The organism is Bradyrhizobium sp. SZCCHNR1053, from assembly GCF_032381235.1.
Lineage (GTDB): Bacteria > Pseudomonadota > Alphaproteobacteria > Rhizobiales > Xanthobacteraceae > Bradyrhizobium.
The window spans coordinates 58700-80194 of sequence record NZ_JAUHJM010000010.1 but is presented as its reverse complement, the minus strand read 5'-3'; the positions used below and the strand labels follow the sequence as shown (position 1 = coordinate 80194).

General features: G+C 65.7%; 21 protein-coding genes and 1 pseudogene. 13 read left to right on the top strand and 9 right to left on the bottom strand.

Features of this window, described 5'->3' with window-relative positions; genetic code table 11:
- Positions 1-3 precede the first annotated feature (3 nt).
- Positions 4-429: a SufE family protein gene (locus QX051_RS21915; protein ID WP_315739864.1), complete on the top strand. Its 426-nt coding sequence runs from the start codon at positions 4-6 to the stop codon at positions 427-429.
- Positions 430-438: 9 nt separating this feature from the next.
- On the opposite strand, the gene QX051_RS21910 is transcribed toward QX051_RS21915, so the two are convergent.
- Positions 439-855 (bottom strand): MucR family transcriptional regulator, encoded by a 417-nt coding sequence (locus QX051_RS21910; protein ID WP_172112134.1) that lies wholly within the window; start codon positions 853-855, stop codon positions 439-441.
- Positions 856-1084: 229 nt separating this feature from the next.
- Positions 1085-2017: a hypothetical protein gene (locus QX051_RS21905; RefSeq protein WP_315739866.1), complete on the bottom strand. Its 933-nt coding sequence runs from the start codon at positions 2015-2017 to the stop codon at positions 1085-1087.
- A 441-nt stretch (positions 2018-2458) separates the two neighbouring features.
- Here QX051_RS21905 and QX051_RS21900 point away from each other — a divergent pair, with 441 nt between their 5' ends.
- Positions 2459-4111, top strand: coding sequence for a glycosyltransferase family 39 protein (locus QX051_RS21900; RefSeq protein ID WP_315756490.1), 1653 nt, complete (start codon positions 2459-2461; stop codon positions 4109-4111).
- Positions 4112-4215: 104 nt separating this feature from the next.
- Positions 4216-4995 carry a class II aldolase/adducin family protein gene (locus QX051_RS21895; protein WP_315777550.1) on the top strand — a complete coding sequence of 260 codons (780 nt, stop codon included), beginning with the start codon at positions 4216-4218 and terminating at the stop codon, positions 4993-4995.
- A 107-nt stretch (positions 4996-5102) separates the two neighbouring features.
- On the opposite strand, the gene QX051_RS21890 is transcribed toward QX051_RS21895, so the two are convergent.
- From QX051_RS21890 to QX051_RS21875, 4 genes and pseudogenes are all read right to left on the bottom strand, one after another.
- Entirely contained in the window at positions 5103-5636 is a 534-nt protein-coding gene (locus QX051_RS21890) for a hypothetical protein (protein WP_315777549.1), read from the bottom strand.
- A gap of 90 nt (positions 5637-5726) precedes the next feature.
- Complete coding sequence (locus QX051_RS21885; RefSeq protein WP_315739871.1) at positions 5727-6176, bottom strand: Hsp20 family protein; 450 nt, start codon at positions 6174-6176, stop codon at positions 5727-5729.
- 233 nt (positions 6177-6409) lie between these two features.
- Entirely contained in the window at positions 6410-6640 is a 231-nt protein-coding gene (locus QX051_RS21880) for a hypothetical protein (protein ID WP_315716108.1), read from the bottom strand.
- Positions 6641-6927: 287 nt separating this feature from the next.
- Positions 6928-7134 (bottom strand): annotated as a pseudogene (locus QX051_RS21875) (co-chaperone GroES); the annotation flags it as partial.
- A gap of 221 nt (positions 7135-7355) precedes the next feature.
- Between QX051_RS21875 and QX051_RS21870 the strand changes: the two are divergent.
- Entirely contained in the window at positions 7356-8450 is a 1095-nt protein-coding gene (locus QX051_RS21870; RefSeq protein ID WP_315777548.1) for a trypsin-like peptidase domain-containing protein, read from the top strand.
- A gap of 145 nt (positions 8451-8595) precedes the next feature.
- Positions 8596-9813: a GGDEF domain-containing protein gene (locus QX051_RS21865; RefSeq protein WP_315777547.1), complete on the top strand. Its 1218-nt coding sequence runs from the start codon at positions 8596-8598 to the stop codon at positions 9811-9813.
- Positions 9814-9950: 137 nt separating this feature from the next.
- On the opposite strand, the gene QX051_RS21860 is transcribed toward QX051_RS21865, so the two are convergent.
- From QX051_RS21860 to QX051_RS21850, 3 genes are all read right to left on the bottom strand, one after another.
- Complete coding sequence (locus tag QX051_RS21860; RefSeq protein WP_315777546.1) at positions 9951-11354, bottom strand: M20/M25/M40 family metallo-hydrolase; 1404 nt, start codon at positions 11352-11354, stop codon at positions 9951-9953.
- Positions 11355-11469: 115 nt separating this feature from the next.
- Positions 11470-13080 carry a helicase HerA-like domain-containing protein gene (locus QX051_RS21855; RefSeq protein WP_315739875.1) on the bottom strand — a complete coding sequence of 537 codons (1611 nt, stop codon included), beginning with the start codon at positions 13078-13080 and terminating at the stop codon, positions 11470-11472.
- A 275-nt stretch (positions 13081-13355) separates the two neighbouring features.
- A complete protein-coding gene (locus tag QX051_RS21850; RefSeq protein WP_315739876.1) occupies positions 13356-13691 on the bottom strand; it encodes a hypothetical protein in 336 nt (111 codons plus the stop codon).
- Between QX051_RS21850 and QX051_RS21845 the strand changes: the two genes are divergently transcribed.
- The 8 genes from QX051_RS21845 to QX051_RS21810 all read left to right on the top strand — a co-directional run bounded on the left by QX051_RS21845 (position 13690) and on the right by QX051_RS21810 (position 21473).
- The gene (locus QX051_RS21845) at positions 13690-14097 is read left to right on the top strand and encodes a DUF4332 domain-containing protein (RefSeq protein ID WP_315739877.1); all 408 of its coding nucleotides are present in this window, start codon (positions 13690-13692) and stop codon (positions 14095-14097) included. The two genes, QX051_RS21850 and QX051_RS21845, sit on opposite strands and share 2 nt — an antisense overlap.
- A 76-nt stretch (positions 14098-14173) precedes the next feature.
- Entirely contained in the window at positions 14174-15031 is an 858-nt protein-coding gene (gene folP, locus QX051_RS21840) for a dihydropteroate synthase (RefSeq protein WP_315777545.1), read from the top strand.
- Positions 15028-15396, top strand: coding sequence for a dihydroneopterin aldolase (gene folB / locus QX051_RS21835; RefSeq protein WP_009028138.1), 369 nt, complete (start codon positions 15028-15030; stop codon positions 15394-15396). Before folP ends, folB begins: the two co-directional genes overlap by 4 nt.
- A 5-nt stretch (positions 15397-15401) precedes the next feature.
- The gene (folK, locus tag QX051_RS21830; protein WP_315777643.1) at positions 15402-15890 is read left to right on the top strand and encodes a 2-amino-4-hydroxy-6-hydroxymethyldihydropteridine diphosphokinase; all 489 of its coding nucleotides are present in this window, start codon (positions 15402-15404) and stop codon (positions 15888-15890) included.
- Between the two features lie 102 nt (positions 15891-15992).
- Positions 15993-17855, top strand: coding sequence for a methylmalonyl-CoA mutase subunit beta (locus tag QX051_RS21825; protein ID WP_315777544.1), 1863 nt, complete (start codon positions 15993-15995; stop codon positions 17853-17855).
- A gap of 2 nt (positions 17856-17857) precedes the next feature.
- Entirely contained in the window at positions 17858-18322 is a 465-nt protein-coding gene (locus tag QX051_RS21820; protein ID WP_315716096.1) for a GFA family protein, read from the top strand.
- Positions 18323-18341: 19 nt separating this feature from the next.
- Positions 18342-20498 (top strand): methylmalonyl-CoA mutase, encoded by a 2157-nt coding sequence (gene scpA / locus QX051_RS21815; RefSeq protein ID WP_315777543.1) that lies wholly within the window; start codon positions 18342-18344, stop codon positions 20496-20498.
- 201 nt (positions 20499-20699) lie between these two features.
- Positions 20700-21473 carry an RsiV family protein gene (locus QX051_RS21810; RefSeq protein WP_315777542.1) on the top strand — a complete coding sequence of 258 codons (774 nt, stop codon included), beginning with the start codon at positions 20700-20702 and terminating at the stop codon, positions 21471-21473.
- Positions 21474-21495 lie beyond the last annotated feature (22 nt).

The following is a 21495-nucleotide window of genomic DNA, read 5'->3' as shown; positions in this document are numbered from 1 at the left end:
ATCATGACGATCGACGACATCCGCGACAATTTCGCCCTGCTCGACGACTGGGACGACCGCTACCGCTACGTGATCGAGCTCGGCCGCACCTTGGCGCCGATGCCGGAGGACGAGCACTCCGCCGCGAACAAGGTGCAGGGCTGCGCCAGCCAGGTCTGGTTGTCGAAGCACGTCGATCGCAGCAGCGCCGTGCCGGTGCTGAACTATCTCGGCGACAGCGACGCCCATATCGTTCGCGGTCTGATCGCAATTCTGCTCACGCTGTATTCTGGGCGGACGCCGCAGGAGATCATGACCATCGATGCGCCCGCCGTGTTCGACGAGCTCGGGTTCCGCGAGCACCTGACGCCGCAGCGCTCCAACGGCCTGCGCTCGATGGTCGAGCGCATCCGTGCCGACGCCCGCGAAGCGCTCGCCACGGCGTCCTGATCGGTTCGGCTACTTCTCCCGCTCGGGCCGCTGCTGGCCCAGGCCCATCTTCTTGGCGAGCTGCGACCGGGTGACCGCATAGTTGGGCGCCACCATCGGGTAGTCCGGCGGCAGGTTCCATTTGTCGCGGTATTGTTCCGGCGTCATGTTGTACTGCGTGCGCAGATGCCGCCGCAGGGACTTGAAGCGCTTGCCGTCCTCGAGACAGACCAGATAGTCCGGGTGGATCGATTTCTTGACCGGCACCGCCGGCCGCGCCGGCTCCGGCGCGGGCTCGCTTCGTCCCGCCGCGACCCGGGTCAACGCGGCATGCACCTGGCTGATCAGCGAGGGAATCTCCGCCGCCGGGGTCGGGTTGTTGCTGAGATAGGCCGACACGATGTCGGCCGTCAGATCGATAAAGCTCTTGCCGGCCGCTTCGGTCATCGAACCCTCATCCCGCTCCGCCCTGTGACCGTCGATCGCAAAGTATCCCTCGATCGCAAGTATCACTCACGCCGAGTGACAGCGTTGTCTCGCGATTCTACAAGCAATATGGGCAATTGACTGGCAAAATGACAAGATAGTGAGGACTTCTTCTTGAGAAGTCTGTCACCTGCCAAGTACTGTGTACCACATTCCAGACGCGCTCAACCTGACCGTGTGGTCTGGCCCGTCAGGAGCGGCCTTCGAGATGGGTGCGCAGCTCGTCGATCGACGCGAAGCGCATCATCCCTTCGGGCATCTGCGCCTCGATCGACCCGTCGGAATAGAGCGAATAGGCCATCCCATCCACCACGCCCGACTTGACGATGCTGACGGCCGGCGCGTCCAGGTCCTTCGGCTCGGGCGGCGGCGGGGTTGGCTCGGGCTCGACGAAGGCCGGTGCGGCCCGCGCCAAGCGTCGCGGGAAGGGCGGGCGCAGAGGCTCCGGCGTCCGCGTCCGCTCCGGTCGCGACCAGCCATTGTCGAACGACGAATCCGATTCGGTTGCGGCGGGCTCGTCCAGCGGCACGGGCGGCGGGTCGCTGAGGGGCGGAGACCGGAAATCCGTCGGCGGCGGCTCGGCGCCGCGCTTCTCGGCGCGCTCCCGCTCGCGGCGCGACGAAGACGCAAACAGCAGGTTGCGCTTGGGCCGCTCGGCGGGTTCGGCCGGCGGCTCATCCGAGGCCGGCTTCGACTCGCGCAGCGAGGCCGACAAGGGAGACGAGGACAGTGGCGACGACGACACCCCCGAGGACAAGGGAGACGACAGGTCCGGCATGCGGGGACGCGGACGTGGCGAGCCGCCCTCGCGCCAGACGTCCTCCGTCGGCGGCACCGGGGCGGTCTCGAAGTCGGTCTTGCCGGCGGCGAGCGGGAGCTGAAGAGGCCTGGGTTCGGACTCAGCCTCAGCGCCCGGACGCGACCGCAGCCGACTCGAGATCATCTTCAGCTCGCTCAGGACGGCCGACAGTCCGAACAGGATCAGCCCACTGCAGACGCCAAGGGTCCCCGACAGGATCAGCGTGTTACCGACGCTGAACTCCTTGACTGGAATTCCCCAGGCGATCGCCCCGAGCCCGGCCAACACGGCGAGGGCCCCGGCGGCCAACATTGCACTCATCATCGAACTCATCCCCTAATGCGCCGGTTCCGGACGGTGTCCCGACCGAAATCACATTAGATAGTTGCGGTTGCCCGCGTCCTTGAATCCGGTTTCTAGTCCAAATCCGCGACAATTTGCAGCGGAAGTTCGGCCAATCCTGCTGAAGTTCTCGTCCGCCGTGCAGCCATCGTCATGATGCCGCCACAATATACATCGGCCAACCCTCGGCATTCATTGAGGTTCCTCCCGGGTTCTTCCGGCCCCTGTGGTTCAGCGGGCGTTCATTTGACTGTGCCAATATGGCGCTCAGCAGCCGAAATTCGGGTCCCCGCTGCGCTGCGAGAAGCATGCCTTCCCATAATTCCGACACCTCGGAAGCCGGGACGCGCTATACGGAGGCGGGGAACACAGGCCTGAAACGCGGAAGCGGGGTCGCCAGGGGACGCCGGGTTACACTCAGCCATGACAACGATAACCACTTCGGTCCTCGAGACGCCGACGCGGCGGTCCCTTGAGCGGACGTATGACGATCTTGCCATGTTCGTGCTTGCCGCGGTCGCGGTGGTGGCCGGGCTCACATTCCGGGATTACGGCCTCGGCTGGGATGATTACACCCATGCCGAATATGCCGATCTGTTGCTGCGCATGTACGGTTCCGGTTTCAGGGATCAGGCGGCGCTGTCGTTCGCCAACCTTTATATGTACGGCGGCGGCTTCGACATGGTTGCAGCCCTGCTGCACAAGATCCTGCCGCTGGAGCTGTTCGAGACCCGCCGGCTGGTCGGCGCCATCGTCGGGCTGATCGGCCTTGCCGTGACCTGGCGCCTGGCGCGCCGCATCGGCGGCCCGGTGGCCGGCCTTGCCGCCCTGCTGCTGCTGGCGCTCTGCCCGATCTTCTACGGCCACATGTTCATGAACCCGAAGGATGCGCCCTTCGCGGTGGCGATGGTGGTGCTGCTGATGGGCCTGGTCCGCCTCGCCGATGAGTATCCCTACCCCTCGCCGCGCACCATCCTGATCCTGGGCCTGGGGGCCGGCTTTGCGATCGGCTCGCGCATCCTGGGCGGCATGGCGGTCGTCTATGCGATGGTCGGCTTCATGCCGCTGTTCATGGAGGAATACCGCACGCAAGGGCCGCGCGAGGCGATCCGCCGCTTCGCCCACGTGCTCTATGTGCTGATCCCCGGCCTGATCCTGGGCTACCTGATCATGGGGCTGATCTGGCCCTGGTCGATCATCGAGCCGGCCAACCCGTTCCGGGCCCTGACCTACTTCTCACACTTCTTCGAGAAGCCGTGGAAGGAGATGTTCGACGGTGCGCTGGTCTCAGTGCCGGACATGCCTTGGTCGTACCTGCCGACGCTGTTCGCGCTGCAGCTGCCTGAATTGATGATTGCGCTGTTCGTCGCCGGCGTCGTGGCCTCCATCATGTCGCTGTCGCGGCCCGACGTGCCGGCACGCCAGAAGAGCATCCTGTTGATGCTGACGCTGGCGGCGACGCTGCCGATCCTGATCGCGATCGTCAAACGCCCGGCGCTCTACAACGGCATCCGCCACTTCGTGTTCGTGATCCCGCCGATGGCGCTGCTCGGCGGCATCGCGTTCTCGTGGTTGCTGTCGTGGCTCAACGCCGACGAGCGCCGCAGCTGGCAGCCGGTGGCGATCGCCGCCTTCTGCTTCGGCCTGCTGCTGCCGCTGGCCGAGATGATCCGGCTGCATCCCTATCAGTACACCCACTTCAACTTCATCGCCGGCACCGTGCGCGAGGCCGACACCCGCTTCATGCTCGACTATTGGGGGCTGGCGTTGAAGCAGGCCTCCGACGGGCTGAAGGAGCAGCTCGACGAGCGCCAGGAGGTGCCGCCGATCGGGCACAAATGGAAGGTCGCGGTGTGCGGCCCGCAGCGTCCCGCCCAGGTCGCGCTCGGCCCCGATTTCACCATCGGCTGGGACAGCCATGCGGCCGACTTCGCCATGACGCTCGGCGAGTTCTACTGCAAGGGACTGACTGCCCCTGTCATGGTCGAGATCAAGCGCGACGACGTCGTGTTCGCCCGGGTCTACGACATCCGCGGCCGCAGCATTTCCAGCCTGCTGTCGATCCCGGCGCCCTGAGCGGCCTACTCAGCCAAACGACATGACTGCTGCCCTGCCCTGCGCCTTGCCGCACGGCGGCGTGCCGCTTAGGCTCCGGTCAACCCTGGAAATCGGAGAATGCCATGTCGCCAGCCGAAGCGCGCCTCAAGGAAGTGCCGTCGAACATGACCGAGGCCGAATGGTCGCAGCGGGTCAATCTCGCCGCCGCCTACCGCCTAGTGGCGCTGTTCGGCTGGGACGACCTGGTGGACACTCACATCTCGGCCCGCGTGCCCGGCCCCGAGCATCACTTCCTGATCAACCCCTACGGCCTGCTGTTCGAGGAGATCACCGCCTCCAGCCTGATCAAGGTCGACCTCTACGGCAACCAGCTGTCCGAGAGCGAGTACAGCATCAATCCCGCCGGCTTCACCATCCATTCCGCGATCCACGAGGTGCGCGAGGATGCCGGCTGCGTCATCCATCTGCACACGCTGGACGGCGTCGCGGTGTCGAGCTGCGCCGACGGCCTGCTGCCGCTGAACCAGATCGCGCAATACGTCACCCACGACCTCGCCTACCACGACTACGAGGGCGTGGCGCTGGACCATGACGAGCGGCCGCGGCTGCAGCGCGACCTCGGCACCAGGAACCACATGCTGCTGCGCAATCACGGCACGCTGACGGTCGGCCGCTCGGTCGCCTCCGCCTTCGAGCGGATGTATCACCTGGAGCGCGCCTGCTCGATCCAGGTGCGCACGCGCACGCTGGGACCCTCGGCCTATCCGGTGCGCGACGAGGTCATCGACAAGAACGCGAAGCTGTTCGACAATGAGGATCGCGTCGAGCTGCGCTCCACTCAGCTGGTCTGGCCGCCACTGCTGCGCCGGCTCAATCGCCTCAATCCAGGCTACCGGAATTGATTGTCGCCCGCTGATCGGCTAGTCTGAGTCCATCACCCTCTACGCTTTTCGGAATCAAACGCCGCCCAATTCCGGGCGGCGTTTTTATTTGTCCGATGATGCGTCCGTCAGCAGCACACCGCCCGAGACAGGCTCTGCCGCTCAGGCAGACCGTCGAGTTGCTGCAGTTCCTCGGCCAGCCGGCGCTCGACGAAGCGCCGCTCGTGCTCGGCAAGGCGGGTGGCGAGCAGCTTGCTATAGCGCCGCACATTGGCCTCGCGCGAGAAGCGCAGGCGAGCGGCGGGCCGCATCCGGCCGCCGGGGAGATTGTCGGCCGCGGCGCCATCGGCATCGACATCGACAGGCGGAACGATGCGCATGGCGGCCCCGCCGCGCGGGCGCGGTGGCTGATCCTCGCGGTCGAGCTGACGCAGCGCACCGAGCACGTCGGCCAGATGCAGCGGCCTGGAGATGCCGGGAATCTTGCGCAGGCCAGGCTGCGACTCGACGGCATACATGTCCGACGCCCAGGACGACAGGATCAGCCGCTTCTCGGCCAGTGACAGCTTGCGGTCATTCAGCAGGTCTGCCGGCGACTCGTAGTGTGAGACCGGATGGAATCCGGCACTGCCGGCGGTGATCGAAAAACGGTGCTCGCTCATGGCGTCTCTCCTCTTCCACTCCTTTCACAAGAGACAGTTGCTGCAAGGGCGCGGGCGACATTCCGCCCGCGCCGCAGCTCGAACAAGGCGTCAAGCCGCCTTCTGCTGCGCGATCTGCTCGACCGGTGCCGTGCCGATGGCAATGCGGCGCGGCTTCATCGCCTCGGGGATCTCGCGTACCAGCTCGATCCGCAGCAGGCCGTTGTCGAACGCCGCGTTCGTGACCTGCACGTAGTCGGCGAGATTGAACTGCCGCTTGAAGGGACGCGACGAGATGCCCTGATAGAGATATTCGCGGGTCTCCTTGTCGGCCTTGCGCCCTTCCACCGTGAGCACGTTGTGCTCGGCGGTGATGGACAGCTCGTCCGGGGCGAAGCCTGCCAGCGCCAGCGAAATCTGGTAGCGGTCGTCGCCGAGCCGCTCGATGTTGTACGGGGGATAGTTGTCCTCGACCGCGCGCTGGGTCTCGTCGAGCAGGTCGAACAGACGGTCGAAGCCGATGGTCGAACGCCACAGCGGAGAGAAGTCGTAGGTCCTCATAGCCAAGTCCTCCTAAGAGCAAGATGGATACGAAGGAGCGCCGAGCCGATGCAAACTTCAAAGTCCCAGAAACTTCTGAGTATCAGACGACCGGTCAGCGCCCAGATATCGACCGGGCCCTTACGGCACCCGGCGCCGCCGAAGCGGCAGCAGACGACTTAGAACAGCCGACATCCGTTTCAAGAGGAAAAATCGAATTTTTTGTCGCAGCCTCTATCGCAGCGCAACACCCGTCAGGCGGCCACGGCGGACAGCCGCTGCAGCCGCATCGTCGCCTCCCGGAGCACGCTGACCAGCCGGTCGCGCTCGCGCTGGTCGATGTCGCCACGCGACAACACGGCCTGGCAGTGTGCCACCACGCGCTGCTCGCTCTCGATCAGGAACCGCGTCAAACGTCTAGGATCACCCATGCTCATGACGGAGGTCGGGTTAGGCGGCGGATGATCGTATTGCCAGGCTGGCATGATCGGGCCTGCGAGCTCGCGCTGCTGATGAGACCGGGCGGCGCGACAGCGCTCAACCACACCTCCCGTCGACCGTCGGTCCGTTCACAGCCGGCTCATGAACGCAATTGTGGCCGGTTCTGGACGAACTGCGATCGTCAACCTGATTGATAGCTGCGCGTTGTGGCCGATCCACGACCGGCCGCGGCAGCGATGAGTTGTTTGTAGATATTTCTTTCGCGCAGCCGGGGCCGGGCTGCGACCAGTCCGCCCGGATTCGTGCGATCAGAAGTCCATCGATGGCGCGGCTTGCCGAACAGCACCCGGTCGCCGGGCTTGACGTCGAGGGCGACCTGCTGCCCCTGCTCATTCCGCGCACCTGGACCCGCGGCGACGATCTCGCCCTCCTGCGGCTTCTCCTTGGCGGTGTCGGGAATGATGATGCCGCCCTTGGTCTTCTCCTCGGCCTCGATGCGGCGCACGAGCACGCGGTCGTGCAATGGACGGAAATGCATGCACATCCTCCTCTACAGATCAGCGATGTCATAAGCCTCGGGTCCATCCGGCCCCCGGGCGAGCAACGACCTAGGAAAGCCGAACTTTTCGTTCAAGAGGGTCACGCAAATTTTTTGGCACTCTCAGGGAACGATTGCCAGTGCGGCTCTTGAACCGGGCCGGCCGCTTTCCCAGCTCTGTCGTCGCCGAAAAATCCTGATCGCGCTTGTTGGGGATCACGATGCAGCTTCCGCCTTCTGTCCGGGCCGTCCTGGCGCCTGCCATCCTGTTTTGCCTGATGACCGGGCCTGCCTTGGCCCAAATTCCCGATCTCAAGCTCGGCCGGGTGCCGACGCTCGCGCCGCTGGTGAAGGAGGTGACGCCGGCCGTCGTCAACATCTCGGTCGAAGGCAAGGTCCGCCAGGACAACCCACTCTACCAGGACCCGCTGTTCCGCGAGTTCTTCGATGTCCCCAAGCAGGTCGAGAAGCAGATCAGCGCCACCGGCTCGGGCGTCATCGTCGATGCGCAGCGCGGCTACGTCATGACCGCCAATCACGTCGTCGAGCACGTCACGACAGCGCAGATCCGCACCAAGGACGGCCGTAAATTCGCCGCCCGCCTGGTCGGGCGCGATCCTGCCACCGATATCGCGCTGCTGCAGATCAGGGACCCCATCGACCTCAAGACCATCTCGCTTGGCGACAGTGACGCGCTCGAGGTCGGCGACTTCGTGATCGCCGTCGGCAACCCGTTCGGCCTTGGCCAGACTGTCACCTCGGGTCTCGTGAGTGCGCTCTGGCGAACCGGCCTCGGCAAGCAGGGCTACGAGGATTTCATCCAGACCGACGCGGCGATCAATCCCGGAAATTCCGGCGGCGCGCTGATCAATCTGCGCGGCGAGCTGGTCGGCATCAACACGGCGATCATCTCGCCGGGCGGCGGCAATGTCGGCATCGGTTTCGCCGTGCCCATCAACATGGCGCGGCGGGTGATGGAGCAACTGGTCGCCAACGGGCGCGTCGACCGCGGGCGTATCGGCGTGACCCTGCTCGACCTGGACGCGCCGGCCGATGGCCGGATTCAGGGCGCGCGCGTCGCCGACGTGACCGTGGGCTCGCCGGCCGAACGCGCGGGACTGCGCAAGGGCGACATCATCGTGAAAGCGAACGACATGCCGGTGCGCAGCGCCACGCAGGTTCGCAACCTGATCGGCCTCACACCGGTCGGGCAGCGCGTCCGTCTCGTGTTCGAGCGCGACCGCGCGCTCGGCAACGCGACGGTGGAGGTCGCGCCAGTCACCGAAGAACGTGCGCGCGCGAGAACCTCGGGCTGAGAATTCAACTTCTGTTCGCTGTTAGCTGCGCATACCACGTGGAGTAAATTTTTACCGTGCATCAAGCATGCAGCGAGACGCCGATACCTCTCTAAACGCCTGTTAAGTGCCATCGCGCTTATTGCAACCCCGCGGAGGTATTGAAATGCGGGGTGATGGTTTGGCGTTCAGTTTGCCACGCTGGCGCGTGACGCGCTGGCTGGCCGACCCGGGATATCCGGTGTCATCAGATATCCGACTCGCATTGACGGGTGAGCTGTACGGCTGCTGGTCGGTTTTCGCCGGCGGCGCCATCAACACCGTGGCGGTCGCCGCGGCGCTTGCGCTGCGCACGCCGACCGCCCTCTTCATCACATGGTTCGTGATGGAAGTCGTAATCTGCCTGTCGCGGCTGATCGTGATGATCATTGCCTACCGCCGCGCGCGCGAGCGGCTAACGACGCCGACCGACATCCACATCCTGCTGTCGGTGGCCTGGAGCGCCAGCGTCGGCTTCGGCGTCGGCATCAGCCTGGCGTCGGGCGACTGGGTCGCCGCGTCACTCACCTGCATCTCGTCGGCCGCCATGGTGGGCGGCATCTGCTTTCGCAATTTCAGCGCGCCGCGCCTCGTCGGCACCATGATCCTGTTCAGCATCGGCCCGGTGATCCCGGGCGTCGCGACGTCGCATGAGCCGTTGTTGTTCGCGATGTATCTGCAGATGCCGGTCTACTTCCTCGCGATGACCGGCGCGGCGTTCCGGCTCAACAAGATGCTGGTGGCGGTCATGCAGTCCAAACGCGAGAGCGACGAGCGGGCGCGGCGCGATCCGCTCACGGGCCTGTCCAACCGCGCCGGCCTGATCGACGCGCTGCAGAGCAGACTCACGGACAACGCCGGCGGCGACCGGAGCTTCGCCGTCCTGTATCTCGATCTCGATGGCTTCAAGCCGGTCAACGACACCTTCGGTCACGCCGCAGGCGACGAGCTGCTGAAGATCGTCGCCAATACGCTGCGGCGGACCGCCTCCCCGGACGACGTCATCGCCCGGATCGGCGGCGACGAATTCGTGGTGCTCGCCGGCGATCCGACGATCGACCACGCGCTGGCGCTCGGCGAGCGGATCATCGAGGTGATGGCCGCCCCGATGGTCATGCCGGGCGGTGCGCATGTCCAGATCGGCATCAGTATCGGCATCGCCGTCGCGCCCGAGCACGGCACCGATCCGGAAGCCCTGCTGTTCGCGGCGGACGCCGCGTTGTATGAAGCGAAATCGAGCGGGAAATCCTGCTGGCGATTGGCCTCGGCCGAAGCCAACCTCGCAGCGCTGCGCAAAATCGCCGGCGGCGATCTCGCTGCGAAGTCGGTCGCCAGCGCAGCGTGAGTTCAGCCTCGTGCAAACAATCTGCGCCGTCGCAGTCGTAGCCCGGATGAGCGAAGCGACATCCGGGATCTCACGCGCTGCCGCGTTGCCCCCGCATGTCGCTTCGCTCGTGCGGGCTACGGCCTCATCCAGCGGATCTAGCGCGGCATCTCCGCAAGCGCAGCGAGGATGCGGGCCCAGGAGCGGATGCCCTTGTGGTAGCTCTTGAGGTCGTACTTCTCATTTGGCGAATGGATATTGTCGTCGTCGAGACCGAAGCCGACCAGCAGTGAATCGAGACCGAGCGTCTTCTTGAAGTCGGTGACGATCGGGATCGAGGCGCCCGAGCCCATCAGGATGGTCTCCTTGCCCCACTCCTCGGTCAGCGCCTGCTTGGCAGCCGCCAGCGGCTTCATGGTCCAGTCGAGCGCGATCGCGGCACCTGCCGAATGATCGCCGAACTCGACCGAGCAGTCGCCGGGGATGCGCGCCGACACGTAGTCGCGGAACGCCTTGCGGATCTTCAGCGGGTCCTGGCCCTCGACGAGCCGGAACGAGACCTTCGCATGGGCCAGCGACGGGATCACGGTCTTGGAGCCCTCACCGATATAGCCGCCCCAGATGCCGTTGATGTCACAGGTCGGCCGCGACGAGATCTGCTCGATCAGCAGACGATCCTTCTCGCCTGCGGGGATCGACAATCCGATCGGCTTGAGGAAGCTTTCGGGAGTGAGGTTCAGCTTCTTCCACTGCTCCAGAACCTCAGGCGGAACGTCCTTCACGCCGTCATAGAAGCCGGGAATGGTGATGCGGCCGTCGGCGTCGAACAGGCCGCCGAGAATCTCGGTCAGCACCCGGATCGGATTGCGCGCGCCGCCGCCGAACACACCCGAATGCAGGTCGCGGTTGGCGGCCTTGATCTTCACCTCTTCATAGAGCAGGCCACGCAACGAGGTCGTGATCGCCGGCGTGTTCGGGTCCCACATGCCGGTGTCGCAGACCAGCGCGAAGTCGGCCTTGAACTCGTCCTTGTTGGCTTCGAGGAACGGCACGAAGTTCTTCGAGCCGACCTCCTCCTCGCCTTCGATCACCACGGTGACGTCGAGCGGCAGCGCGCCCGTCACCTTCTTCCAGGCGCGGCAGGCCTCGACGAAGGTCATCAGTTGGCCCTTGTCGTCCTCGGCGCCGCGCGCGACGATGATCTTGCGGCCGTCGGCGTGATCGGCGACGACAGGCTCGAACGGCGGCCGGTGCCACAATTCGAGCGGATCGACCGGCTGCACGTCGTAATGACCATAGAACAGGACATGCGGCCTGGCGGCGCCATGGCTGTTGCTCTTGCCGACCACGGCGGGATGACCGGCGGTCGGCCGCACCTCGGTCGCAAAGCCGAGCGTCGCAAGATCCTTGGCGAGGTGGTCGGCCGCTGCCTTGCAATCCTCAGCGAAGGCCGGATCGGCCGAGATCGACTTGATGCGGATCAGCGCAAACAGCCGTTCCAGGCTGTTGTCGAAATCAGCATCGATGTGATCGAGAACGGATTGAAGCTGCGCATTGGCCATGGCCACGAGACCCCTTTAGCAATTGACGACGATCGGCCCGCTTGTAGCTCCGTTGCGCGGTCCGGGCCAGCCTCCCGCGGCGAGAGCATCGCGCCGAAGGAGAGCGCTGCCTGGATCATCGCCGCAGCAATCCCCCAAGCGCGCCGCGCACCAAAGAGCGACCGATCGAACTGCCCAAGGAGCCGCCGACCTGCTTGCCGAGATCGGCCGCAATCCCGCCCACCACCTTGTCGGAGACCGAGCGGGCGACGTTGCGCGCAATCACCTGTGTCGTCGAGAGCTGGCCGCGCTTGACGTTGGTGCCGAAGATCGTCGCGGCGATGTCGCCGATCTTGCCGAGCACGCTGCCGGACGAGGCTTCCGTCGTCACGGCGGTTCCGCTGATCCGCTTCTGCAGCAGCTCATAGGCGGACTCGGCGTCGATCGCGGTGTCGTATTTGCCCTTGACCGGGCTCGCAGCGATGACCGCCTTGCGCTCCTCCGGCGTCACCGACCCGATCCGCGCCGACGGCGGCCGGATCAGGACGCGCTCCACCATCGCCGGCGTGCCGTTGCCCTCCAGGAACGAAACCAGCGCCTCGCCCTTGCCGAGCTCGGTGATCACCTTGGCGGTGTCCAGCTTGGGATTGGGGCGGAAGGTGTCGGCGGCGGCGGCCACCGCCTTCTGATCGCGCGGAGTGAAGGCGCGCAGCGCGTGCTGCACGCGATTGCCCAATTGCCCGAGCACCCGGTCCGGAACATCGAGCGGATTCTGCGTGACGAAATAGACGCCGACACCCTTCGACCGGATCAGCCGCACCACCTGCTCGATCTTGTCCATCAGCGCCTTCGGCGCATCGTTGAACAAGAGGTGCGCCTCGTCGAAGAAGAAGACCAGCTTGGGCTTGGCGAGATCGCCGACCTCCGGCAGCTCCTCGAACAGCTCGGACAGCATCCACAGCAGGAACGTCGCGTAGAGTCGCGGGCTCTCCAGCAGCCTGTCGGCAACGAGGATGTTGATCATGCCGCGGCCGTCGCGGTCGGTCTTCATGAAGTCGGTGAGCATCAGCGCCGGCTCGCCGAAGAACTTCGTGCCGCCCTGGTTCTCGAGCACGAGCAACTGCCGCTGGATCGTGCCGACGGTGGCGCGCGTGACGTTGCCGAACGATTGCGCAGCCTTCCGGATCGGCGCCAGCGGATCGGCGTCGGCATCAGCGCCTTTCTTGCCGGCCTCCGGAATGATGGCGTCGAGCAGCGCGCGCAGATCCTTCATGTCGATCAGGGCGAGGCCGTTCTCGTCGGCCACGCGGAACGCGACGTTGAGCACGCCCTCCTGGACATCGTTGAGGTCAAGCATCCGCGCGAGCAGCAGCGGCCCCATCTCGGTGACGGTGGCGCGCACCGGATGGCCCTGCTCGCCGAACACATCCCAAAATACCGTCGAGAACTGATCGGGCTGATAGGTGAGCCCGAGTTCGGTCGCGCGCTTGATGATGAAGTCCTTCGCTTCGCCGGTTTGCGAGATGCCCGAAAGGTCACCCTTGATGTCGGAGGCGAAGACCGGAACACCTGCACGAGCAAAACCTTCGGCCATCACCTGCAGCGAGACGGTCTTGCCGGTGCCGGTTGCGCCGGTGACCAGGCCGTGGCGATTGGCGAGCGCAAGCGTCAACCAGGCCGGCTGCTCACCGGCTCCCACGAAGATCTTGTCGTCGGTATCAGCCAGGGATTTTCCGGATGGTGCCATGATGATCCATCTTTCGAGAGTGATTGTTTCGCATCGCACGTGGAGCGGAGCATCTCGTGCAGTAACATAGTTGAGTTTCGCGAATGGGAACTAGGGTCAGGCTGCCTTACCTCTTCGCACGACACGCACTCTTCTTAACATTGGTGCTGCGGGATACGCAGGTTTGAGCCGTGGATTCAACATCTGGTCTTGCATCGCTGCAACAGTTCATCGTCGATCACGAATCGATTCGCGCACCGGGCCGGCTCCTCGCTTGTAATTCACGGATCGTCCGATCAAGATGAATTCAGCGAGAGGACGTTCGGTCTTGGGGGACCGGATGATACGGGGTTCACATGAACGAGTTGATTGAGCCGCTGGCCAGAACGGCCGGCATCGGTAGAGTCGTGGCTGAAATCATCGGCACCGAGCCCGACCTCCTCAGCGACAATGGACGGCAACGACGGGAGCAGCAGCGATCCGCCGGTGAACTTTTCAAATTCGGCCGCGACCAAACCGAAGCGGATCAGTTGGCACGATCGCGACAGGCACACCCGGCCTGAGCCGGTTGCCCAAAGCCCAACCGCCTGGGCCAGATCACCTGAAGCACCTTCGCGCGCGCCGAGCATCATGACATATCCGATCACCGAACTCGAAGGCATGACGGCCTTCTATGCTGCCAAGCTGAAAGCTTTGGGCATCCGCACCACCGACGCATTTCTCGAAGCCGCCCGGACCGTGAAAGGGCGCAAGGCGCTTGCCGCCACGACCGGCATCAGCGAGCAGCAACTGCTCGATTGGGCAAATTCCGCCGACTACATGCGCATTCCCGGCATGGGCAAGGCCAAGGTCTGCCTCGTCCGCGCGGCCGGCGTGCCCACCGTGCGCGAGCTGGCGCACCGCAACCCCGCCCGCCTGGCGCAGAACATCAAGGAAGTGAACACCCGGCGGAAGCTGGTTCGCATCCTGCCGTCGGAGAAGTCGGTCGGCCAGCTCATCGAAAAGGCGCGCCGGCTGGAGCCGAAGATCAGCTATTGACCAGCCTCTAGATTGACCGCGCTTGTGCGCGCGCGACACCTTGACTTGACGGTGGCAACCGCGCAAAGCGGCGCCCATGAGCGCCATTTCGCCGCACTCCGCCTCGGACCTCACGTCGAGCCACCCGCTGCTGCGGCCGTGGCTGGCGCGTCCATTCCCGGCGGTGATGGGCATCCTGAACGTCACGCCGGATTCGTTCTCGGATGGCGGCCGTTTCGATGCACCGGAGCGGGCAATCGCGCAGGCCGAGCGCATGATCGCGGCCGGCGCCGACATCATCGACATCGGTGCCGAGTCCACCCGGCCTTACAAGGGCGCGGTGCCGGTCACGGCCGAAGATGAGCTGGCGCGCCTGCAGCCGATCCTGCCCGCGATCGTCGCACTCGGCGTCCCCGTGTCGATCGACAGCATGAAATCTCAAGTTGTAGACTACGCGCTGAACCATGGTGCTGGGATCGCCAACGATGTGTGGGGTCTGCAGCGCGATCCCGCGATGGCCGCGGTCGTCGCGGCGCATGGCGCGCCGGTCGTGGTGATGCACAACCGCGCTGCCGTCGATCCGGAGATCGACATCATCGAAGACATGCTGGGCTTCTTCGCGCGCTCGCTCGACATCGCCGCCAAGGCCGGCATCCCCATTGGTAACATCGTGCTCGATCCCGGCATCGGCTTCGGCAAGACGGCGCAGCAGAGCATGACCGCACTGGCGCGGCTCGACGCATTCGCGCGCTTCGGGCTGCCGCTGCTGGTCGGCGCGTCGCGAAAACGTTTCATCAGCACCGTGGTGGCGTCGGAGCCGCAGGAGCGGCTCGGCGGCTCGATCGCGGCGCATCTGATTGCGGCTCGGCGCGGTGCTGCAATCATCCGGGCGCATGACGTCGCCGAGACGGTTCAGGCCGTGCGCGTGGCCGCGGCAATCGAGGCACTGGGATGACCGATACGATCTTCATCAAGGGCGTTCTCATCCACGCGCGTCATGGCGTGATGGAGCATGAGAGCGAGGTCGGCCAGCGCTTCGTCATCGACCTCGAGCTCTACACCGATCTGTCCGACTCCTCGCGCAGCGACCGCCTCGCCGACACCGTGTCCTATTCCGACGTGGTGGAGACCGCGACGGCGGCGTTCAAGGATGTCAACTACCGCCTGCTCGAACGCGCGGCCGGCGCGGTGGCCGATGCGATCCTGTCGACCTTCGCCCGCATTCGCGCCGTCAAGGTGACGGTGCATAAGCCGCATGCGCCGATCGCCGCCATCTTCGAGGATGTCGGCGTCGTGCTGACGCGCTCGCGGCATCCATGACGGCAATGGCGAGCGCGCTGATTGCTCTCGGCGGCAATGTCGGCGACGTCAGGGCGACGTTCCGGAGCGCCATTCCGGAGATCTGTGCGCGCGCCTCGGCGGCGCTTGTCGCGCGGTCGTCCGACTACATCACTCCGCCATGGGGCGAGGAGCAGCAGCCGCCTTTCATCAATGCCTGCATCGAGATCGCGACCGCGATGCCCCCACGGCCGCTGCTCGGCATTCTGCACCAGGTCGAGCGCATGTTCGGCCGCAATCGCGCGCAAGAGACGCGCTGGGGTCCGCGGACGCTGGACCTCGATCTGATCGCCTATGACGATTTCACGATCGACACGCCCGATCTCACGCTGCCACACCCCCGGCTGTTCGAACGCGGCTTCGTACTGGTGCCGCTGGCCGAGATCGTGCCGGCGCGACGGATTGCCGGCCGCCGGGTCGATGAGGCCGTGCTCGCCGTTTCGCGCGACGGAATCCGGCCGCTGCCAGCCGAATAGCTGACGTCTCCGGCCAAACAACCGTTTGGCTTGGCCCCCCTGACGTGGCATTTTGCGTCACAACAATCGCGATAACAGACGCCCCGGGAGACGCGTGCCGACATGACGACCGAGACCGACGATCTGCGACTGGCTGCCGATTTTGCTCCGGCCAGCGAGGCGGACTGGCGCAAGCTGGTCGATGGCGTGCTGAAGGGCGCGGCTTTCGAGAAGCTGGTCGGCAAGACCTATGACGGGCTCCAGATCCAGCCGATCTATCCGCGCGCCAAGCATGTCGCGCCGGTCGCAGGCCGCTCAGCATCGGCGCCATGGCAGGTCATGCAGCGCGTCGATCATCCCGATCCGGCCAAGGCCAATGCGCAGGCGCTGATCGACCTCGAGAACGGCGCGACCGGCTTGTCGCTGGTGTTCGCCGGGTCGAATGCCGCACACGGCTTCGGCCTCGCCGCCAGCGCCGACGCAGTGGCGCGCGCGCTCGACGGCGTGCATCTCGATGCTGCGATTGCAATCGAATTGCAGCTCGGTGAATCGGTCTCGCCCGCCTCGCTTCTCGCCGACTACGTCAAGCAGCGTGGCGTCGAGGCCGCTGGCTGCGACATCCGATTCGGCCTCGATCCGATCGGGGATGCTGCCAGTCGCGGCGCAAGCTCACATGACGCATCGATGCTCGGCGGCAACTCGGGCGCGCTGGTCAAGCAACTGCACGAGGCCGGCTTCAAAGGCCCGTTCTTCGCCGCGGACGGCCGGGTCGTGCACGACGCCGGCGGATCGGAGGCGCAGGAGCTCGCTTTCGTGCTCGCCTCTGGTGTCACCTATCTGCGGGCGCTCGAAGCCGAAGGCATCGCGCTCGAGACCGCGCGCGGCATGATCTATGGCCGGCTCGCCGCCGACACCGATCAGTTTCTCACGCTGGCAAAATTCCGCAGCCTGCGGCGGCTGTGGGCGCGCATCGAGGAAGCGTGCGGGCTGGCACCGAAGCCGCTCTTCATCTCGGGCGAGACAGCGTGGCGCATGCTCACCCGGCGCGACCCTTACGTGAACATGCTGCGCGCAACCATTGCGACGTTCGCGGCCGGATTGGGCGGCGCCAACGCCGTGACGGTGCTGCCGCACACGGCCGCACTCGGCCTGCCCGACGCATTCGCGCGCCGTGTCGCCCGCAACACGCAATTGGTGCTGCTGGAGGAGAGCAATCTCGCCCGCGTCGCCGATCCCTCCGCCGGCGCCGGCGGCATCGAGGCGCTGACCAGCGAGTTGTGCGTTACCGCCTGGGCACTGTTCCAGGAGATCGAAAAGGCCGGTGGCGTCGTGGCTGCCTTGCAGGCTGGGCTGATCCAGTCCAAGGTCGCCGCGGTCAAGACGGCGCGGAACGCCAACATCGCCAGGCGGCGCGACGTGCTGACCGGCGCCAGCGAGTTTCCAAATCTCAACGAGGCCGAGGTCGCGGTCGAAGCGGTTGCACCGCTGGCTCCGCAGGCGACAGCCAAGGCTGCGCTCACCTTCACGGCGCTCGCGCCCATCCGTCTCGCAGACGGGTTCGAGACGCTGCGTGATCGCTCCGACGCCCTGTTGAAGAGCAAGGGACAGCGCCCCTCGATCTTCCTCGCCAATCTCGGCACCGCCGCCGATTTCACCGCACGCGCGACTTTCGCCCGCAGCTTCTTCGAGGCCGGCGGCATCGCGGCGATCGATGGCGCGGGCGCTTCGGATCCGGCCGCGCTGGCTACCGCCTTCCGCGCCTCCGGCGCCGCCATTGCCTGCCTCTGCTCGTCCGACAAGGTCTATGCCGAGGCCGCGGTTCCGGCGGCCAAGGCCCTTCAGGCCGCGGGCGCGCGACATATCTATCTGGCAGGCCGCGGCGGCGAGCAGGAGGCCGCGCTGCGCGAGGCCGGAATCGGCAGCTTCGTGTCCGCCGGCGGCGATGCCCTGAAGACGCTCGAAGACGCCTATACGCATCTGGAGTGAGCATGACCGACGACACCAAGCCTCTCCTGACCGGCGGCTGCCAATGCGGTGCCGTCCGCTTCGCGTTCAAGACCACGCCGAACAAGGTCAGCATCTGTCATTGCCGGATGTGCCAGAAAGCCTCCGGCGCGCCGTTCGCCTCGTTCGCTGAGATCGACCGCGAGCACTTCGCCTGGACGCGCGGTCAGCCGGCCGCGTTCCGTTCATCCACGATCGCCGAGCGCTTCTTCTGTCCCGCCTGCGGCACGCCGCTCGGCTTCGGGCGTATTGATGGGCCGCGGATCGAGATCATGACCGGCAGCTTCGACCGGCCGGACCGGGTGGTGCCGACGCGACAATATGGCTCGGAGTCGCGACTTGGCTGGGTGGTCGCGATCGCCAATCTGCCGAGCCAGACGACACAACAGAACTATGGACCGGAGAAGATGGCGACCATCGTCAGCCATCAGCATCCGGACCATGATTGAGAGACGAGGACGCCAGGCCATGAGCCGCATTCCCGATTTCACCGCGATCGCGTTCGAGCCCACGGCCACGCCGGCTCCCGCAGGCAACGCCGAGCCGTGGCTCACGCCCGAAGGCATTCCGGTGAAGCCGGCCTATGGCGAGGCCGATCTCGCCGGCATCGACTTCCTCGACACCTGGCCGGGCATCGCGCCGTTTATGCGCGGTCCCTACCCGACCATGTATGTCAACCAGCCCTGGACGGTCCGGCAATATGCCGGCTTCTCCACGGCGGAGGATTCCAACGCGTTCTACCGCCGCAACCTCGCCGCGGGCCAGAAGGGCCTGTCGGTCGCATTCGATCTCGCCACCCATCGCGGCTATGATTCCGACCATCCGCGCGTCGGCGGCGATGTCGGCATGGCCGGCGTCGCGATCGACTCGATCTACGACATGCGCACCTTGTTCGCCGGCATTCCGCTCGACCAGATGAGCGTGTCGATGACCATGAACGGCGCCGTGCTGCCGATCCTCGCGCTGTTCGTCGTCGCCGCCGAGGAGCAAGGCGTGCCGCCGGAGAAATTGTCGGGCACCATTCAGAACGACATTCTGAAAGAGTTCATGGTGCGCAACACCTACATCTATCCGCCGTCTCCCTCGATGCGGATCATCTCCGACATCTTTGCCTTCACCTCGCAGAAGATGCCGAAGTTCAACTCGATCTCGATCTCCGGCTACCACATGCAGGAGGCCGGCGCGACGCAGGATCTCGAGCTCGCCTACACGCTCGCCGACGGCGTCGAATATCTGCGCGCCGGCATCGCCGCGGGTCTCGACGTCGACCGCTTCGCACCACGGCTGTCGTTCTTCTGGGCGATCGGCATGAACTTCTTCATGGAGGTCGCCAAGCTGCGCGCCGCGCGGCTGTTGTGGGCGAAGCTGCTGAAGCCGTTCAACCCGAAGGATCCGCGCTCGCTGTCCCTGCGCACCCACAGCCAGACCTCGGGTTGGTCGCTGACCGCGCAAGACGTCTACAACAACGTCGTGCGCACCGCCGTCGAGGCGATGGCGGCGACCCAGGGCCATACGCAGTCGTTGCACACCAACGCGCTCGACGAAGCGCTCGCGCTGCCGACCGACTTCTCCGCCCGCATCGCCCGCAACACGCAATTGTTCCTGCAGCAGGAGAGCGGCACCACGCGCATCATCGATCCCTGGGGCGGCTCGTACTACGTCGAGCGCCTCACCCGCGATCTCGCCGCAAAAGCCTGGGGCCACATCCAGGAGATCGAGGAGCTCGGCGGCATGGCCAAGGCGATCGAGGCCGGCGTGCCGAAGCTGCGCATCGAGGAGGCCTCGGCCAAGACGCAAGCCCGCATCGACACCGGCCGCCAGTCGGTGATCGGCGTCAACAAGTACAAGCCGACCGACGAGCCGCCGCTCGACGTGCTCAAGGTCGACAATTCCACCGTCCGCCGGCTGCAGATCGACAAGCTCAGCCGGCTGAGATCCGAGCGCAAGCAGGCCGAGGTCGATGCGGCGCTGTCGGCGCTCACGCGCTCGGCCGGCGACGGCAACGGCAATCTGCTGGCGCTCGCGATCGACGCGGCGCGCGCCAAGGCCACCGTCGGCGAGATCTCCGACGCGATGGAAAAGGTGTTCGGCCGCCATCGCGCCGAGATCAAGTCCATCACCGGCGTCTACAAGCGGGAGATCGCCGCCATGTCCGGCAAAGCCGAGAAGCTGCAGGCGCTGATCGAGGCGTTCGAGGAGGCCGAGGGCCGCCGGCCACGCATCCTGGTCGCCAAGATCGGACAGGACGGCCACGACCGCGGCCAGAAGGTGATCGCGTCGGCCTTCGCCGACATCGGCTTCGACGTCGACATCGGGCCGCTGTTCGCCACCGCCGACGAGGCGGCGCGGCAGGCGGTCGAGAACGACGTGCACATTCTCGGCGTCTCGTCGCTGGCGGCCGCGCATCTCACCGCAGTGCCGGAGTTGAAGGCCGCGCTCAAGAAGCAGGGCCGCGAGGACATCATGATCATCGTCGGCGGCGTGGTGCCGCCGCAGGATTACGACGCGCTCTACAAGGCCGGCGCCGAGGCGATCTTCCCGCCGGGCACCGTGATCGCCGACGCCGCGGAGGAGCTGATCCACAAGCTCAATGCGCGCCTCGGCCACAGCGAGGCGGCGGAGTAGTCCGACTGCGTCACACCCCACCGTCATTCCGGGGCAAGGCCAAAGGCCTTGAACCCGGAATCTCGACATTGTCTTGCGTCCATTCCTGAGAGCGTCGAGCTATTGACGCGCTGTAGTCAATCGCCGCGCGTTCGATCTGGGCACGATCGAACCTTTGCGGTACGTGCGCGCACAGACAACCAAACCCGGATCACAAGTCTCATGCATTCTACCAAACTGCTTGTCGCCGCCCTGTTCGGCCTGCTCACCCTCTCGCCGGCGATCGCCGCCGAAGCCAAGCCCGATGCGTCGATCAAGACCAAGGCCGCCGAGGCCAGCGTCACGCTGAGTGCCGACATCAAGGCCGATCCGGCGCTCGCCGCGAATTGCCTCGCCGAAGGCCGCAAGTGGATGGACAAGCAGGCCGCGGACGCCGCCAAGGACTACAAGGCGGACAAGGAACTGTTCCGCGACGGCCCTTACACCTATGGCCGCGACTATTCGGTGCGTTCGATCGTCGCCGATCGCTATGTCAGCGTGCTGCGCAACGACTACATGGACACGCATGGCGCCCATCCCAACCGGACGGTCGACACCATCCTCTGGGACAAGGCCGCCGCCAAGCGCATCTCGATCCGCCCGTTCTTCAACGAGACCGCCGACAACGCTCCGACCATGACCGCGATCAGCAAGGCGATCATCGCCTCGCTGCGGGCAGAGAAGAAGGCGCGTGACGCCGGAGACACTGACGAGTGGTGGTTGAAGAGCGTCGAGCCGAAGCTGCTCGGCATTGGCGCCGTCACGCTCGCGCCCTCGACGCTGGCCGGCAAGAGCTCGGGCCTCACCTTCCACTATCCGCCCTACGCCGTCGGCGCCTACGCGGAGGGCGATTATGTCGCCTTCGTGCCCTGGGAAACGCTGAAGCCCTATCTCAGCGCGGAGGGGCAGGCGATCTTCGGCGGCGCGAGGCCGAAGGGGGATGCGGAGGAGAACTAGCTGGCCGGGCCGCTCGCATCCG

Excerpts from the sequence above, each read along its gene's own strand:
- QX051_RS21905 (WP_315739866.1), bottom strand. The coding sequence starts at position 2,017 with ATGATGAGTGCAATGTTGGCCGCCGGGGCCCTCGCCGTGTTGGCCGGG.
- folB (WP_009028138.1), top strand. The coding sequence starts at position 15,028 with ATGACCGATACGATCTTCATCAAGGGCGTTCTCATCCACGCGCGTCAT.
- QX051_RS21820 (WP_315716096.1), top strand. The coding sequence starts at position 17,858 with ATGACCGACGACACCAAGCCTCTCCTGACCGGCGGCTGCCAATGCGGT.
- QX051_RS21885 (WP_315739871.1), bottom strand. The coding sequence starts at position 6,176 with ATGAGGACCTACGACTTCTCTCCGCTGTGGCGTTCGACCATCGGCTTC.
- QX051_RS21895 (WP_315777550.1), top strand. The coding sequence starts at position 4,216 with ATGTCGCCAGCCGAAGCGCGCCTCAAGGAAGTGCCGTCGAACATGACC.
- QX051_RS21855 (WP_315739875.1), bottom strand. The coding sequence starts at position 13,080 with ATGGCACCATCCGGAAAATCCCTGGCTGATACCGACGACAAGATCTTC.
- QX051_RS21915 (WP_315739864.1), top strand. The coding sequence starts at position 4 with ATGACGATCGACGACATCCGCGACAATTTCGCCCTGCTCGACGACTGG.
- scpA (WP_315777543.1), top strand. The coding sequence starts at position 18,342 with ATGAGCCGCATTCCCGATTTCACCGCGATCGCGTTCGAGCCCACGGCC.
- folK (WP_315777643.1), top strand. The coding sequence starts at position 15,402 with ATGGCGAGCGCGCTGATTGCTCTCGGCGGCAATGTCGGCGACGTCAGG.
- folP (WP_315777545.1), top strand. The coding sequence starts at position 14,174 with ATGAGCGCCATTTCGCCGCACTCCGCCTCGGACCTCACGTCGAGCCAC.
- QX051_RS21900 (WP_315756490.1), top strand. The coding sequence starts at position 2,459 with ATGACAACGATAACCACTTCGGTCCTCGAGACGCCGACGCGGCGGTCC.
- QX051_RS21860 (WP_315777546.1), bottom strand. The coding sequence starts at position 11,354 with ATGGCCAATGCGCAGCTTCAATCCGTTCTCGATCACATCGATGCTGAT.
- QX051_RS21845 (WP_315739877.1), top strand. The coding sequence starts at position 13,690 with ATGACATATCCGATCACCGAACTCGAAGGCATGACGGCCTTCTATGCT.
- QX051_RS21825 (WP_315777544.1), top strand. The coding sequence starts at position 15,993 with ATGACGACCGAGACCGACGATCTGCGACTGGCTGCCGATTTTGCTCCG.
- QX051_RS21890 (WP_315777549.1), bottom strand. The coding sequence starts at position 5,636 with ATGAGCGAGCACCGTTTTTCGATCACCGCCGGCAGTGCCGGATTCCAT.
- QX051_RS21880 (WP_315716108.1), bottom strand. The coding sequence starts at position 6,640 with ATGCCAGCCTGGCAATACGATCATCCGCCGCCTAACCCGACCTCCGTC.
- QX051_RS21850 (WP_315739876.1), bottom strand. The coding sequence starts at position 13,691 with ATGATGCTCGGCGCGCGCGAAGGTGCTTCAGGTGATCTGGCCCAGGCG.
- QX051_RS21870 (WP_315777548.1), top strand. The coding sequence starts at position 7,356 with ATGCAGCTTCCGCCTTCTGTCCGGGCCGTCCTGGCGCCTGCCATCCTG.
- QX051_RS21910 (WP_172112134.1), bottom strand. The coding sequence starts at position 855 with ATGACCGAAGCGGCCGGCAAGAGCTTTATCGATCTGACGGCCGACATC.
- QX051_RS21865 (WP_315777547.1), top strand. The coding sequence starts at position 8,596 with ATGCGGGGTGATGGTTTGGCGTTCAGTTTGCCACGCTGGCGCGTGACG.
- QX051_RS21810 (WP_315777542.1), top strand. The coding sequence starts at position 20,700 with ATGCATTCTACCAAACTGCTTGTCGCCGCCCTGTTCGGCCTGCTCACC.